The 16,499-nt window shown below is 33.5% G+C and carries 15 protein-coding genes and 1 pseudogene; 15 read left to right on the plus strand and 1 reads right to left on the minus strand.

Translation table 11 applies throughout. From position 1 onward, the window contains the following. The first annotated feature begins 153 nt into the window (after nucleotides 1-153). From RCG18_RS17605 to RCG18_RS17675, 15 genes and pseudogenes are all read left to right on the plus strand, one after another. Entirely contained in the window at nucleotides 154-495 is a 342-nt protein-coding gene (locus RCG18_RS17605; protein ID WP_308037332.1) for a helix-turn-helix transcriptional regulator, read from the plus strand. Continuing rightward, entirely contained in the window at nucleotides 486-1,805 is a 1,320-nt protein-coding gene (locus RCG18_RS17610; protein WP_308037333.1) for an FtsW/RodA/SpoVE family cell cycle protein, read from the plus strand. Before RCG18_RS17605 ends, RCG18_RS17610 begins: the two co-directional genes overlap by 10 nt. Nucleotides 1,806-1,904: 99 nt before the next feature. Then, nucleotides 1,905-2,606, plus strand: a complete 702-nt coding sequence (locus RCG18_RS17615; protein WP_308037334.1) for a response regulator transcription factor — start codon at nucleotides 1,905-1,907, stop codon at nucleotides 2,604-2,606. Between the two features lie 80 nt (nucleotides 2,607-2,686). After that, a complete protein-coding gene (locus RCG18_RS17620) occupies nucleotides 2,687-3,610 on the plus strand; it encodes an ABC transporter ATP-binding protein (RefSeq protein ID WP_308037335.1) in 924 nt (307 codons plus the stop codon). Further along, complete coding sequence (locus tag RCG18_RS17625; protein ID WP_308037336.1) at nucleotides 3,603-4,349, plus strand: ABC transporter permease subunit; 747 nt, start codon at nucleotides 3,603-3,605, stop codon at nucleotides 4,347-4,349. The genes RCG18_RS17620 and RCG18_RS17625 overlap by 8 nt, the downstream gene beginning before the upstream one ends. A gap of 10 nt (nucleotides 4,350-4,359) precedes the next feature. Next, nucleotides 4,360-5,268: a HAMP domain-containing sensor histidine kinase gene (locus tag RCG18_RS17630; RefSeq protein ID WP_308037337.1), complete on the plus strand. Its 909-nt coding sequence runs from the start codon at nucleotides 4,360-4,362 to the stop codon at nucleotides 5,266-5,268. Nucleotides 5,269-5,462: 194 nt separating this feature from the next. Beyond that, nucleotides 5,463-6,745 (plus strand): annotated as a pseudogene (locus RCG18_RS17635) (GntP family permease). Nucleotides 6,746-6,828: 83 nt separating this feature from the next. Further along, complete coding sequence (locus RCG18_RS17640; RefSeq protein ID WP_308037338.1) at nucleotides 6,829-7,971, plus strand: glycerate kinase; 1,143 nt, start codon at nucleotides 6,829-6,831, stop codon at nucleotides 7,969-7,971. 176 nt (nucleotides 7,972-8,147) lie between these two features. Further along, nucleotides 8,148-9,221, plus strand: coding sequence for a sugar diacid recognition domain-containing protein (locus tag RCG18_RS17645; RefSeq protein ID WP_308037339.1), 1,074 nt, complete (start codon nucleotides 8,148-8,150; stop codon nucleotides 9,219-9,221). A gap of 326 nt (nucleotides 9,222-9,547) precedes the next feature. Continuing rightward, nucleotides 9,548-11,071, plus strand: coding sequence for an ATP-binding cassette domain-containing protein (locus tag RCG18_RS17650; RefSeq protein ID WP_308037340.1), 1,524 nt, complete (start codon nucleotides 9,548-9,550; stop codon nucleotides 11,069-11,071). After that, on the plus strand, nucleotides 11,055-12,005 hold the full coding sequence (locus tag RCG18_RS17655; protein ID WP_308037341.1) for an ABC transporter permease: 951 nt from the start codon (nucleotides 11,055-11,057) through the stop codon (nucleotides 12,003-12,005). Before RCG18_RS17650 ends, RCG18_RS17655 begins: the two co-directional genes overlap by 17 nt. Before the next feature lie 53 nt (nucleotides 12,006-12,058). Continuing rightward, nucleotides 12,059-13,048, plus strand: coding sequence for an ABC transporter substrate-binding protein (locus RCG18_RS17660; RefSeq protein WP_308037342.1), 990 nt, complete (start codon nucleotides 12,059-12,061; stop codon nucleotides 13,046-13,048). Between the two features lie 181 nt (nucleotides 13,049-13,229). Next, nucleotides 13,230-14,204: an ROK family protein gene (locus RCG18_RS17665; RefSeq protein ID WP_308037343.1), complete on the plus strand. Its 975-nt coding sequence runs from the start codon at nucleotides 13,230-13,232 to the stop codon at nucleotides 14,202-14,204. Between the two features lie 13 nt (nucleotides 14,205-14,217). Next, nucleotides 14,218-14,856 carry an SIS domain-containing protein gene (locus RCG18_RS17670; RefSeq protein ID WP_308037344.1) on the plus strand — a complete coding sequence of 213 codons (639 nt, stop codon included), beginning with the start codon at nucleotides 14,218-14,220 and terminating at the stop codon, nucleotides 14,854-14,856. A 243-nt stretch (nucleotides 14,857-15,099) separates the two neighbouring features. After that, a complete protein-coding gene (locus RCG18_RS17675) occupies nucleotides 15,100-15,642 on the plus strand; it encodes an NAD(P)H-dependent oxidoreductase (protein ID WP_308037345.1) in 543 nt (180 codons plus the stop codon). Between the two features lie 388 nt (nucleotides 15,643-16,030). Here the strand turns inward: RCG18_RS17675 and RCG18_RS17680 are convergent, their stop codons facing one another. Next, nucleotides 16,031-16,429, minus strand: coding sequence for a pyridoxamine 5'-phosphate oxidase family protein (locus RCG18_RS17680; RefSeq protein WP_308037346.1), 399 nt, complete (start codon nucleotides 16,427-16,429; stop codon nucleotides 16,031-16,033). Nucleotides 16,430-16,499: the final 70 nt, after the last annotated feature.

A 16,499-nucleotide genomic window follows, 5' to 3' on the forward strand; every position in this document is an offset into this window, starting at 1 on the left:
GGAGAGTTAATCATTAGGTTAGCTCTAATTTTTTCTAAGTATATAAATTATCATCAAATAAGTAAAGGTTGAAATAAATAGGAAATAAGTGTATATTTATATATAGATATTCAATGCATAGATTTACTATGCATTGTAATTGGAGGTGACAATATGACAATAAATAAAGAACTTATGAAAGGGAGTACTGTGATTTTAATTCTAACACTTCTGGACAGAAAAACTATGTATGGCTACGAAATGATAAAAGAAATAGAATTAAAATCTGAGGGAGTATTTACTTTTAAGGAAGGAACCTTATATCCCATACTCCATTCTCTAGAGGGAGAGGGAATGGTGGAGAGTTACTGGACAGAAACTGATGGTAGCAGAAAAAGAAAGTACTACAGAATCACTAAAGCTGGAAGAGAGTACATGAAAGAAAAACAGGAAGAATGGAAAGTGTTTCGCTCTGCGGTAGATAAAGTAATTTGGGAGGGATTTGTATGGGGATAAATAACTCTAAAATAGATGCATATATCAATGAAATTTGCAGTCATGTTAGATATAAACAGGCACATAATGAGATAAAGGCAGAATTATTAGATCACTTTGAAGAAAAATTGGAAGAGCAACGAAAAGAGGGAATAGAAGAGAGTGAGTTGGTGGAAAGAGTTCTTCTAGAGATGGGAGATGCAGAATTTATAGGAAGACAGCTAAACGAGAGCCATAAAGCAGCTCCAGAGAGGGGAATTATTCTCTTAACAGTTGCACTTTCATTTATAGGAATGTTTTCGATTTATTTTATTGTGGCTAATGGAATATCTCCGAATATGACCATTTTTTACAAAAATACAGTATTTAATATATTGGGTTACTGCATAATTTCTGCATTGTACTTTTTCGACTATAGAATATTAGAGAAGTATTCCAAGAAAATTTACATTGTAGTCACAGCAATATTGGTTTTACAAATGTTTATGGGGGATTACGTTAATGGCAGAAAAAACTGGATTCATATAGGAGTTATCGGCATTGATATCATAGAGGTAAGTCTATTTTTTTATGCTGTTGCTCTTTCTAAAATATTAAAGGAGCTAGATTGGAACAATACAAAGCAAGTTATACAGGGATTTGCTATGGCCTTTGTACCACTTGTATTATATTCAGCCTTAAGAGTAAGAATAGCTGAAGTGATTTATATGATGTTATTTTTAACACTTATGATTGCAACAAAATCAAAGTTGAGATACATTATTTCTGCAATAGGAATACTTATTACAGGTGGAATTTATTATCTTGTTTCAGAGCCATACCGTACACAGGCTATTTTTAGTTTTTTACATCCAGAACAAGATCCTTTAGGGGCAGGATATGTTAATTTTCAAATTGCAAAGCTTTTAAAATCAGTAACCTGGTTTGGGCATGGATTTACCTTTCCACAGAAAACTATTCCAGAGGTTCAAAATGATTTTATACTTACATATATAATTTATACCTTTGGATGGATAGCAGGAATCATTGTCATAATGCTGGCTTTTATATTTATAGTACGTATGTTTATAGCAGCGAAAAAAGTTAAAGATAAGTTCGGAAGCCTTATTATACAGGGGTTTATGTGCATTTTTGCATTAGAATTTGTATGGAATATACTCATGATATTAGGACTTGCACCTATAATATCAGTGAGTCTGCCTTTTATAAGCTATGGAGGAACACGTGCAATAACACAGATGGCGGCAATAGGTCTAATACTTAGTATCTACAGGAGAAAAAATCTATCTAATATTACAACAGTAAGCATAAAAAGCGAGAATACTGTATAATGGGAGAGCAGTTATTGTATTAAGAAAGCATATTAACTCTACAAAAGTGGAAAACTTTGATAGATTTTGTTTATAATCTATCTGGGGGGAGATTTAAGTATGAAAGATAATATAAATATATTAATTGTGGAAGATGATTCGGATATAAACAATCTACTGCATAAAATACTAAGTAAAAATGGTTACAATATTAGATGTGCTTATTCAGGTTCAGAAGCTAAGATGTGTCTTGAGAACTATAATTTTCAGTTGGTTTTACTAGACTTAATGCTGCCTGGAGCAACAGGGGAAGAACTTATAGAGTATATAAGAAAAATTAATACAGTGCCAATTATAGTTATATCTGCAAAACCTGGACAGGAAATAAAGATAGATGTGTTAAAACTAGGAGCAGATGATTTTGTATCAAAGCCTTTTGATGCCTATGAGGTTTTAGCGAGGGTTGAAGCACAATTAAGACGTTATATGGTATTTTCAAATAATAATGGAAAAGCTAATGTTTTAGTACATAAAAATTTAACTTTAGATACAGAAACTCTGGAAGTCTCAGTTGATGGTCAGCCTATTTCACTAACTGCGAGAGAATTTTCCATACTTCAAATTCTAATGTCTTATCCAAGCAAGGTCTTTACAAAGGCAAATTTATTCGAGCATGCTTGGAACGCCGATTTTTTAGGTGATGATAATACAGTTAATGTTCATGTAAGTAACATTCGATCAAAAATAGCTAAAGTTGATCCAGAGACAGAGTACATACATACAGTATGGGGCATTGGATTTAAGATGAGTGATAAAACTTAATACTTTCTTAAGTGTTTATTTAGGCTTTCTTGTATATTTTATTCTAATATGTAAGTATACAAAGAAGGAGGGGATACTAGTTGAACGCAACTGTACTGAAAACTAAAAATTTAACTAAAAAATATCGCAGTTATGCTGCAGTAAATAATGTAAATATGGAGATAAAGCAGGGAGAGATATATGGCCTTGTTGGTAAAAATGGTGCAGGAAAAACTACTTTACTCAGAATGATAACTGGACTTACAATGCCAACGAAAGGAGAAATTCAAATCTTTGACGAAACATCAGAGGCGGGGTTAAGCAAAGCTAGAATGAGAACGGGATGTATTATTGAGACACCAGACTTTTTCCCGTATTTATCTGCAAGAAAAAACCTTGAGTATTATGGAATCCAAAGAGGAATTGTAGAAAATGAAGCTGCTAATCATGCACTGGAAATTGTCGGGCTTTTGAACACTGAAAAGAAAAAGTTTAAAAACTTTTCCCTTGGAATGAAACAGCGCCTTGGTTTGGCTCTAGCTATCATGGCAAGTCCCGATTTGCTAATTTTAGATGAACCTATAAATGGACTTGACCCTACAGGAATAGTAGAAGTAAGAGATATTTTACTAAAGTTAAACAGAGAAAGAAATACCACAATTATAATATCAAGCCATATATTAAGTGAGCTAAGTCAACTGGCAACTACCTATGGATTTATTCATAAAGGTGAATTTATAGAGCAAATATCAGCAGCAGATTTAAAAGAGAAATGCAAAAACTATTTATCAATTAAAGTAAACAACACTGAAAAAGCAGTAGCTTTGATAGAAAACCAGCTTAAATGCAGCAATTATGAAGTGCTTGGTGATAACGAAATAAGATTATATGAGAAAGTAGATAAACCTGAACTTATATCAATGGCCATTGTTAATAATGGAATTATGTTATACTCCATATGCCAAATGGGTTCACAATTGGAGGACTATTTTATCAATTTGGTTGGGGGTAATAAACATGATTAATTATATAAAAGCTGAACTTTACAGAAACTTTAACAGAGCATACTTCTGGGTTTACACAGGAATAATATCAGCTTTGTTATTAACCATTGTTATTATACTTAATGTAAACCATATACCTAGTATAAATTTAAGTACGATAATACAGATTAGTAATCATATGGTTTTTATACCTGTATTTTTGGTGGCAGGTACTATTGAGATGGTTATAGCTGAAGAGTATAAAAATAAAACTTTGAAAAACGTTATAACTTTTGGGCTTCCAAGGAACAAATTGATTCTATCAAAGTTTATTGTTACAGTTATTCTCTCTTTTATAGCAGCCATTATTATGTTAACTATATTTTATGGAAGTGCAGCAGTATTATTAGGTCTTGGAAATGGGTTCCACGGGATATTTTTAGATCACATTGCAAGATTAGCAGCAGCACTACCACTTTGGATAGCAGCTATAGCAGTAGGAGTTTTTCTCAATGTTATTATTAGTAACAGCACCATATGTGCCTTTGTATATGCTGGAGTATTTTTAATGACATCACAAATTGTAAAATTATTGGCATTTCTTGTTTCGCATAAATTCAAGTATGTATATGATCACTTAATTACAGTCCAATTAAGCAAATTAGGTGGAAGTATAGTATCAAAGCAAGATCTCACTTCTGCAGCTATTATAGGATGTATATATACTATTGTATTCTTAATTTTTAGTATAGCATACTTTAGAAAGAAGGAAGTCAAGTAGAAAGAAAGGGGTGATAAATATAGAAGTATTAACATTTATTTTTCTTACAGGAATGATAATCATAATTGTCACCCTTTATGTGCTATTGCATAAAGAAATTAGAAATATAACATGTCAGCTAAATAAAATTAACAGCATCAAAACTAATTCAAAGGTACTTCTTTCATTAAGAGATAAGAATCTGGAAAGGTTAGTTTTAGAGATAAATAAATCTTTAGAGGAAAAAAGAAAAACAGAAACTGAATATAAAAAAATAGACTTAGAGCTTAGGCAGGCTATTGCAAATATGTCGCATGATCTTAGAACTCCACTTACATCAATAATGGGATACATTCAACTTATTGAGGATGACAGTTTGACGATTGATGAGAAAAAAGAATATATGAATATAATAAAGAATAGAACAAAGTCTCTTCAAACTTTAATAACCAGCTTTTATGATCTATCTAGACTTGAGGCGAAAGAATATAAATTTGAGTTTAAATCACTGAGCTTACCCAACATACTTTGCGATATAATAGCTTCCTTTTACAATGATTTCATAAATAAAGGAATAGAGCCAGCTATTGACATAGATCAAAAAGTGGCAATGGTTATTGCAGACGAAAATGCAATAAGACGAGTGTTTTCAAATCTAATACAAAATATGATAAAGTATGGAGAAAAAAGTGTATTTATATCTCTAAAGCAGCAAGATAACTTTATTATTATAGTCTTTAAAAATGATGCATCCAATTTAAGTGTAGAAGATGCGTCACATCTATTTGAACGATTTTTTACAGTGGATCGTACAAGAAACGGAAATAATACTGGTCTTGGACTTGCTATATCAAAGCAGTTACTTGAACAAATGGGACATAAAATTTCTGCAGAGCTCTTTGATGGGAATCTTAACATAACAATAAAATTTAAGTTATAAATAACTGACGGATGCCAGATGAATGACCATTTGGTGTCCGTCAGTTTATGCTTTCTACATATTTTATGCAAATACACAAAAAAAATCGTTACATAATCAATATAAAACTTAGTATAAATACACTATTATTATATTAAGAAAACGTTAACGTTAATTATTAGATTAAAAGTTTAATTTACTAAGGAGGAAACATAATGGCAGTTATTCATTGGAGTGGAGCAATATTGGGATTAGCAATTGCTATACTATTAATTTTCAGAAAGGTAAACCCTGTATATGCTCTTTTTGGTGGAGCTATTATAGGTGGAGTAGTAGGTGGAGCTAGCTTAGCTCAAACAACGCAAATAGTTATTGACGGTACTAATAGTGTAATGGGAGCAGTAGTACGTGTATTAGCGGCAGGTATATTAGCAGGAATTCTAATTGAGTCTGGTGCAGCAGAAAAAATTGCAGAAACTATAGTAGAAAAACTAGGTGAACAAAAGGCACTTTTAGCAATAGCTTTAGCAACTATGGTTATTACTGCCGTAGGAGTATTCATTGCGGTTTCAGTTATTATAGTTGCTCCGATAGCACTATCTGTAGCAAGAAGAGTTGGACTTACAAAATCATCAATACTTTTAGCTATGATAGGCGGCGGTAAGGCTGGAAACATAATTTCACCTAATCCAAATACGATTGCAGTAGCAAAAGGATTCGACTTAGATTTAGCGCAAGTAATGATAAATGGGCTTTTACCAGCAATAGTAGGATTAATAGTTACGTATTTTGTTGCTACATTGATAAGCAAAAAGGGGAACTAATTAAAGAATCGGAAGTTGCTGTAACAACTACTAAGATAAAGCCAAGCTTTGCTAGAGCAATGGTGGCACCGATTGTAGCAATTATATTGTTATCACTTAACCCTATTGGAAGTATACTGCATATAAAATTTTTAGCATCAATTAAAATTGACTCTATGATTATACTGCCTGTTGCAGGATTAATAGGATTATTGGCAATGGGACAATTTAATAAAGTTATTGATTATACAACTTCAGGCTTAAATAAAATGACAGGGACTGCAATAATATTAATAGGAGCAGGAGCAATAGCAGGTATTATTTCTAAATCTAACTTGAGCCAAGTAGTAGTACAATGTATTCAATCAGCAGGTATTTCAGGAGTATTCTTAGCACCAATATCAGGTATATTAATGGCAGGAGCTACTGCATCAACATCAACAGGATCAATCGTAGCAGCAGGTACTTTTGGAAAAGCAATATTATCTATGGGAGTAGCGCCATTGAGTGCAGCAATAATGGTTCACACTGGAGCAACAGTTATAGATCACTTGCCGCACGGTAATTTCTTCCACGCGACGGCAGATTCTGTAAAGATGAATATTAATGAGCGTATGAAGTTAATTCCATATGAATCTATTGTCGGTGGATCTATGGCTATTGTAGCAACAATTATATATGGATTTTTAAGATAACTGAATTTAGAGCTTTATGACTAGAAATCCAATAAATATACAAATGAAGAGCAGATGTATAAAAGAAGGTAGGAGAGTTTGATATGAAAAAAGATTTAGTTATAGTATTAGCACCAGATTCCTTTAAGGAAAGTATGACGGCAAAAGAAGCCTGTGAAGCAATGGAAAGAGGAATTAAAAAAGTAAATGCTAATATTAATTGCATACATGTTCCCATGGCTGATGGAGGAGAAGGAACAATGCAATCTTTAGTAGATGCTACAGGTGGAGAAATATATTCTTTAAATGTAATTGGACCTCTAGGAAATGAAGTAAAAGCAATGTATGGAATCTTGGGGGATGGAGAAACCGGAGTGCTGGAAATGGCTAGTTCCAGCGGAATCCACTTAGTAGCATCGGAAAAAAGAAATCCACTAGTGACAACAACCTTTGGTACTGGTCAATTAATTAAAGCATGCTTAGATCATGGAGTAAAGAAATTGTTAATAGGCATAGGTGGAAGTGCAACCAACGATGGTGGTGCTGGTGTAATTCAAGCTTTAGGAGGAAAACTTCTAGATAAAGAAGGAAAAGAGCTAGGTTTTGGTGGAGGAGAATTAGGAAAATTAGCTACTATAGATTTAACAAATTTTGATGAGCGCTTGAAGGATGTTGAAATAGAAGTAGCCTGCGATGTTAATAATCCACTTTGCGGAGAAAGAGGAGCTTCCAATGTCTTTGGACCACAAAAAGGAGCAACTCCTGAAATGATATCAGTATTAGATTTTAATTTGAGACATTATTCTAGTGTGATTAAAGAACAAATAAATAAAGATGTGCTAGATATACCAGGAGCTGGAGCAGCAGGGGGACTAGGAGCGGGACTTATGGCATTTTTAAACGGCAAATTAAAAAAAGGTATTGATATGGTAATTGAGTACTCTGGGCTTGAGGAAAAAGTTAAGAGTGCAGATATGGTTTGGACAGGTGAGGGAAGCATTGACTTCCAAACCCAATATGGGAAAACACCTCTTGGAGTGGCTACAATTGCTAAAAACTATAACAAACCAGTAGTTGCGCTAGCTGGTAAAATTGGAGAAGATATAGATATATTATATAGTAAAGGTATTGATTCAATTTTCGGCATTATGAAAGGTGTAACTACAATTGAAGAAGCACTGGAAAAAGGGCAAGAAAATATAGAAAGAACTGCTGAGAATATAATAAGAATGATTAATATAATATAAAAATTAATTTTTAAACAGAATTTCTCTAGCTTTTAGATGACTTTTAAGTATAATCTAAAGGAGAGAAGATTCTGTTTTTGCTATATAGATATTGTATGATAAAATAGTCAAGATAATTATTTACTAAGGAAATTCCTGCTCTTTACTTTGCAGGAGCAAGCGACTATCTCCAAATCATGGATTTGAGATATCTGCTTATAGATGGAGGATGTGAGTTAATGAAGTTATCCAAGAATATGGCGCAAAAAATTGTTGAAGAAATGATGAATGTAATTCCTTATAATATAAATGTTATGGATGAAGATGGAATAATTGTAGGGAGTGGAGACATCAATCGTATTGATACTATTCATGAGGGAGCTAAAAAGGCCATTAATGATCAGTCTATAAATGAGGTATACTTTGAAGGTGGAGGTATGAAGCCGGGGGTAAATGAACCAATATTTTTTGATGGAAAAGTAATTGGTGTAGTAGGTATTACAGGGCATCCAGATGAAGTTAGGAGATTCAGTAAGTTAGTTAGAGTAACTGCAAAGCTATTGATAGAACAGGAAAAAATCAATAAAGAAGTTCAAAATAAAAGATTAAATACGGAGAAATTTTACCATGAATTAGCTTATAGAAAAGCGGAATATGATAATGAGTTTCTTCAAAGAGCGAGAAACTATGAATTAGATCTAAGAAAAAAGTGTAAAGTTATATTAGTAGATGGTGATGTTAATTCAAAAGCCTTTAAAGCAATAAAGCAAAAATATGTTCATTATACTGATCTAGAGAATGACAAAGCAGCTTTTTTTATTATAGATAACTATAGATATAATGAACTTTTAAGAGAATTACAAGAAAGTAAAGATGTAAACAAAATAAGTATTGGAAGGGAGAAAGACATAGCGGCTATCTCTTTAGAAGAGGCGGCAATGGCAGCAGAGATTGGTGCTAAAATTAAACCATCAAGCAAGATATATATTTATGATGACTTTAAGTTTTTTATACATTTAACCTATGAGTATAAAGAATCTCTTGTTTCTTTATTTTCAAATCTAAATAAATCAGGAAATAAATTGGAGCTCATAGAAACATTGAAGGCCTATATTGAGGAAAACGGGGATATTAATAACGTAGCTAATAAATTAAATATTCATCGAAATACGTTAAATTATAGGTTAGATAGAATTCAGCAGCTAACAGGTAAAAATCCGAAAAAAATACTAGATTTGTTTGAGCTGCTCTGCGGATTAATTTGGAGATAAAAAGTAAATAGCATAAAGAGAACCATCGGTATTATATAACTGATGGTTTTTTAGCTTGTAATTTTAGTGTTTAAAGCTCTCAGCTCTTTAATCTAAGAAAGGAATTTACTATAAGAAGGTTTGTTAAAAATATGTAAATATTTAAATAAAATAAAGAGAATATAATAAAAAAAATTTTCATATTTTGTAATAGCAATATATTAAGAATAAGATTGACACTATGATTACTAGTTAGTTTTAAGGCTTTTTATAGATAAATAATGTATACTGGCGAAGAAGTCAAGCACCAAGGCTTATTATCCATATAAGTGAAATGAGGTGAATTAATGGATGTTCTAATGAAGGCTGAAAGTATATGCAAAACCTTTCCAGGTGTAAAGGCTCTTAACAATGTAAATTTTGAACTAAGAAAAGGGGAAGTTCATGCACTGCTTGGAGAAAATGGTGCAGGCAAGTCTACTTTAATGAAAATTTTATCTGGAGTTTATCAGAAAGATAGTGGAACTATATTTTTAAATGGAAAGGAAGTAAATATTGCCTCTACCAGGATTGCCCAGGATATGGGAATAAGTATTATTCACCAAGAATTAAATTTATGTCCTCATCTTACAGTAGCCCAAAACATATTTATAGGAAGAGAATTTTCAAAAAGAGGAATAATTAATGAAAAAAAGCAAAAAGAAGAGGCAAAAAAGATACTTGATAGACTGCATGTAGATATTGATCCTAATGAAAAGGTTAATAAATTACCTGTATCTAAACAGCAAATGGTGGAAATTGCAAAAGCTCTTTCAACAAAAGCTCAGGTAATAATTATGGATGAGCCTTCCTCTGCACTTACTGAAAAAGAAATTGAAGACTTATTTTCTATAATTAAAGAGTTAAAGAATCAAGGTACTGGAATCGTCTACATTTCACATAGATTAGAGGAGCTGGAAGAAATAGTTGACAGAGTTACAGTTCTGAGAGATGGAGAGTATATACAGACCTTAAATTTCAAAGATACTGATTTAGAGGCTTTAATAGGTTTAATGGTTGGAAGAAAACTAGATGAAAAGTTTCCTAAATTAGTTATGAAAAGAGGAGAAAAAATTTTAGAGATAAAAGGTTTTAACAAAGGGAAAAGAGTAAAAAATGTGTTTTTTCACTTATATAAGGGAGAGATTCTAGGCTTTGCAGGGCTTATGGGAGCAGGAAGAACGGATTTAGCAAGAGCTATCTTTGGCGCGGATAAAATTGATTCTGGAGAAATATATTTAAATGGGAAAAAGCTAAATATTAAGTCGCCGGCAGATGCCATAGCAAATGGTTTGGCTTATATTCCAGAGGATAGAAAGCATGAGGGGCTATCTTTAAGTATGAATGTAGCTTTTAACTTAACACTATCTAATATAGACTCCATTGCTTCACTAGCGGGAATAATAGAAAGGTCAAAGGAAAAGCAAATATCAAATAAGATTGTATCGGACTTAAAAATAAAAACACCTTCATTAGAGCAAATAGTTAAAAATCTAAGTGGTGGTAATCAGCAAAAAGTTGTTGTAGGAAAGTGGCTAACCAGAAATCCTAAAGTATTTATATTTGATGAGCCAACTAGAGGAGTAGATGTAGGAGCTAAGATTGAGATATATAATATACTAAATCAGCTGAAAAAGTCAGGTATAGGGGTAATTATGATATCTTCTGAACTATCGGAGATTTTGGGAATATGTGACAGAGTTTTAGTTATGTGTGAAGGTGAAATAAAGGCAGAACTTAATTGTGAAAATACAAATCAAGAGGAAATAATGCATTATGCAACGCTATATACAAGTAGTGAAAAGGAGGAGGCAAATGGAGAAAGTAAGTAGCAGGCTTAAAATGTCTAGAGAAACATCTCAATTGTTATCAGTATTAAGTGGTTTAATATTGTTATCATTGATATTTGGATTTATGTCAGATAAGTTTTTTTCAGTAGACAATTTGCTGACTGTTGCGCTGCAATCTGCAATTATAGCTATAATTGCCATTGGACAAACTTATGTAATTATAACTACAGGTATTGATTTATCTATAGGTTCTAATATTGCCTTAGCAGGTATAGTTGCAGCAATACTGATGACAAGCGGCGTTGCAGTACCTATTGCTGTAATTGGCGGTTTACTTTCTGGTTGTTTAGTAGGATTAATTAATGGATTAATAGTGGTTTATGGAAATATACCTCCTTTTATAGTGACACTAGGAACTATGAGTATAGTTAGAGGAGTTTCATTAGTTATTACAAAAGGTATCCCTGTCACCGATTTGCCTGAGGCTTTTACAACTATAGGAACAGGCTCTATAGCTAGTATACCTATCCCTGCTGTGATTATGTTTATATTAGTAGCAATTTTTGGTTTTGTTTTAGCTAAGACAAAGCTTGGCAGGTATACCTATGCAATAGGTAGTAATTTTGAAGCAGCAAGGTTGTCTGGAATTAATACAAAAAGAACATTGATATCAATATATATAATAAGTGGCTTTTTAGCAGCTTGTGCAGGATTAATCTTAGCGGCTAGAGTAGTATCAGCACAACCAACGGCTGGTACAGGTTATGAATTAGATGCAGTTGCAGCATCCGTTATTGGTGGTGCCAGTTTGTTAGGCGGAGAAGGTATGATACTTGGAACCTTCATTGGTGCCTTAGTAATTGGAGTATTAAGAAATGGACTTAACCTTATAAATGTATCTGCATTTTGGCAGCAAATCGTTATTGGTGCAGTAATTATAGCAGCAGTTTATATTGACAGGGTTAAAAGAAAATAGTCTTCAATTAAATTTACTTATATAAAAAATTATATTAATAGGAGGAATCATTCATGAAAAAACGCCCAAGGCTTTTAGCCAAAGTTTCAGCAGTGTTAATGAGTCTGTCGTTAGTCTTAGTTGGTTGTGGAAACAGCAATTCAAGCTCAACTAGCTCATCAAGTTCATCAGGCAGCAGTGATAAAAAACAGTACAAAATGGTACTGATAACTATGGACTCCATAGACGAACACTGGTTATCGGTTAAAGCAGGGGCAGAAGCAAAGGCTAAAGAATTAGGGAATGTACAGTTAACCTTTAGAGCACCAGCAGGAAAGACGGATCCTGGTGAACAGGTAAGAATGGTAGAGGACGCAATAAATCAAAAAGCAGATGCTATTTTATTGGCTCCATCAGATCAGAGTGCACTTACTCCAGTAGTAGAAAAGGCAGCTGCAGCAAATATACCGGTGATCATAATAGATTCACCTGTAAAAACAGATAAAATATCTGCATTCTTTGCTACAGATAATGCAAAAGCAGCATCAATGGCAGCAGATAAAATGGCAGAACTAATAGGACAAAAGGGAAAGATAGCAATAATAAGCGCACAACCAGGTGCTGGAACTACAATGATTAGAGAAAAAGGTTTCAAGGACAGAGTGGCAGAAAAATATCCAGATATCAAAATTGTTACAACTCAATATTGTAATGGAGACAAAGCTACAGCATTAAATCAAACAATGGATATACTCACAGCTAATCCTGACATAGTAGGCTTTTATGCAACAAATGAAGGTTCTACTGTAGGCGTTGCAAGAGGAATAAAACAAAAGAATGTAGTTGGAAAGGTTAATGTTGTAGGTTTTGATAAGTCAAAAGATATAATCAATGCTCTAGACGAAGGATTAATTCAAGCAACTATGGTTCAAAACCCTTATGATATGGGCGCAAAAGGAATTCAATCAGCTGTTGATGTTATCGGAAAGAAGACAGTTGAAAAGAAAGTAGATACTGGTGTAAAGGTAGTTACAAAAGACAATATAAGCGAAATAAAGAAATAGTTGTAAATCTACCCATACCCCGAGATATGCTTATAATTTCTAGGGGTGTGGGCAAAACCCCATTTGAAGTAAGTTTCACTTTAACGGGTAACTTGTGAGCGAAAGCGAAAATCTTAAGTTACCCAGTGCCCGAAGGGAAACAAGCAAAATTACTCAGTGTTTCGACTAAAAGGAGGAATATATGAATAATGACAATTTGATAGGCGTTGATATTGGCGGAACAAAGTGTGCTGTGGTTTTAGGAAATCCTTATAGCAAGATAATTGATAGGATTTCTTTTCCCACAAAGATCACTAGAGAAGCCAACTATACTATAAATAAAATTTTTCATTCTATTACTGAAATGCTAAGTAAAAATAAAGTCAGCATTGAAGAGATCGGAGCTATTGGGATTAGTTGCGGTGGTCCCTTAGATAGTGAAAAAGGTATAATCATGTCTCCACCTAACCTGCCAAATTGGGATAACATACCTATAAAAGACATTTTTAAAAATAGATTTAATAAGAATGTATATCTACAAAATGATGCTAATGCTTGTGCTATAGCAGAATGGAAATTTGGTGCGGGAAAGAATTGCAACAACATGGTTTTTTTAACCTTTGGTACCGGTTTAGGAGCAGGTTTAATATTAAATGGGAAGCTCTATACTGGAGCTAATGATATGGCAGGAGAGGTAGGCCATATAAGGCTTAGCAGAGAAGGCCCTTTAGGCTATGGAAAGTTTGGTTCCTTTGAAGGCTATTGCAGTGGTGGAGGCATTGCTAAGTTGGCCTATGAGGAAATAACTAGGAGAATAAAAAGAGGCGATAGAGTAGAGTTTTGCGAAACATTAGAGGAAGCAAAAAACATCACGGCAAAAGAAGTTGGTATTGCTGCTCAAAATGGCGATAAGGTAGCAATAGATATTTTAAAAACAAGTGGAAGATATTTAGGCATGGGTTTATCTATTATTATTGATATATTAAATCCTGAAAAAATTATAATAGGAAGTATATTCGCTAGGTGCAGAGAGTTTTTACAGCCTGCAGCAGAAGAAATTATAAAAAAGGAAGCATTAGGGTTATCTTATAAAAACTGCAGTATTTTGCCTTCAAGTCTAGGTGAAAGTATTGGAGATTATGCCTGTTTGTCAGTGGCATTAGGCGAAAATTATTAGAGGAGCTTTAAGTATGAGAAGCGTGAAAAAAGTTTTGGATAATCTGATGAAAAACTATCCCCTATTAGAAGTGTGTTCAGAGGATATATGGAAAGCATATAAAGAGATGTATGAATGTTATAGTAAAGAAGGAAAAATTCTTGTTTGCGGTAATGGCGGCAGTGCTGCAGATTCAGGACACATAGTAGGAGAACTAATGAAAGGTTTTATGCTAAAGAGAGAACTTCCTAAAGATATTAAAGAAAGACTGATAAATACAGAGAATGAAGCAGGAATAATTTTGGCAAATAGACTGCAGTGTGCACTTCCAGCCATTGATTTAACAACACAATCAGCCTTGTGTACTGCTTTTTCAAATGATGTGCACCCAGACTTAATATATGCCCAACAAGTATTAGCCTATGGAAAAGGTTCTGATTTAGCTATAGGGTTAAGCACTTCTGGAAACTCAAAAAATGTTATATATGCTATTTGCACAGCAAAAGCTTTAGGTATAAAAACTCTAGGCTTCACTGGAAAGTTAGGAGGAAAAATAGCGGAGCTTTGTGATGTTACAATAAAAGCGCCTAAGGAGCTTACCTTTGAAGTTCAGGAACTTCATCTTCCAATTTATCATGCACTTTGCCAAATGGTTGAAATATCATTCTTTTAAAAATAGATTTCACAGTATTATGTAAAAATCTCTTAGTAAAAATACTAGGAGGTTTTTGCTTTACAATAAGGTCAGCCATATTATTAAATAAAGCATCTGCAAAGTTTATAAGAATAAGAACTAGATTAAAAAGCATAGATATAGTTTCTTAAAGGGTAGTATATATCGTGAAAGTACGTACTATTATTGTGAATTATTTATAATTATAATAATAGTATATAATCTATCAAGGGGGATGGTAAAATGAAGATTTTTTCAGTTTTAGGAAGTCCGAATAGAAACGGGAATACAGCAACTCTATTGGCCCAATTTTTGAAGGGTGTGCAAGAAAGTCACAGCAGCGCAGAATACTCTAACGTATTTCTTCAGGAGAAAAACATTAGTGGCTGCAGTGCGTGCAATAGCTGTAGGAAGGCATTAGATACTTGTGTTATAAAGGATGACATGCATCCACTATATGAAGAAGTAAAAAGTTCAAACATAATTGTTTTAGCTACACCAGTGTATTGGTGGAATATGACAGCACAGCTAAAAACTTTTATAGATAGGTTATATGCCCTTAAATCAGAAGACTTTAAGGATAAAGAAATAGTATTATTAATGACTCATGAAGGAACAGAAGAAGATTCAGGTGCTAAGGTTGTTGAAAGTAGTTTGGAACAGATGTCAGAGTACTTAGGGCTAAAATTCACTCGAAAGTATGGAGTATCTACAGGAGAATTGGCTGTAGCTGATAACAAAGAAGCCTTAGATAAAGCCTATTATATGGGGAAAAATCTAAGATAACTAAAATAGAACTTATAGTTTTATCCGATGTCTACCGCCACTAACATCGCAACGCACTCTGTAAAAGCGATTCGCACCAAATCAGCACTCTGTACTCTGTGTAAGCGATCATCTCAAAATCATAGATTTTGGATGCCTGCTTAAGGTTTGGGCTCTCTGCTTGCACTCTGTGAAAGCGATTCACACCAAATCAAAGATTTGGGTTCTCTGCTTTTCTTAAAGTTGGGGATAAGTGGCGCTACGACTATGGATAACGGCTTCTAAGTGCTAAAGACACTAAGAAGCCTGTTAATAAGCTTCAGATGGAGTTTGTCTACGACCACTGGACAAGCCTGCCAGTTAAATGCCATTTGGGCATTTAACCTCCACCTGAGGCCAAGAATTCTGTTTATAATGCGATTACTCTTGGTTCATCTGATAAGGAATACAATGTAGCCTTACCTTCTGCTATGTAGAATACCTCGAAAATAGGATTGTCCGGGGACTTGTACATATTTGCAAGCATTGGTTCAACCTCAAAGGCCTTAGATTTTGCAGCCATATTTGAATCAAAAACAGCCTTACCCTCCAGTCTGATCCACTCACCATTTGCGGACATAGTACTGATTTCAAAATGAGGATTAGTGATTAACTGCTTGTACACATCCTTTTTATTGTTAGTGCAAAGATAGAGTTTACCTTCATGCTCCATAACAAATCCAAATGGACGTACTTTTGGTATGTTACCGTCAACAGTTGCAATATAAAATGTTTTGGCTTCGCTAATGAACTTTAAAATTTCATTCATAATTATAACTCCCTTCAATTTTCATATGTGATTTTTAGTATCATTATGTATTATTTTACAGTAGTCTTTA

The organism is Clostridium sp. OS1-26, assembly GCF_030915445.1.
Lineage (GTDB): Bacteria > Bacillota > Clostridia > Clostridiales > Clostridiaceae > Clostridium_AM.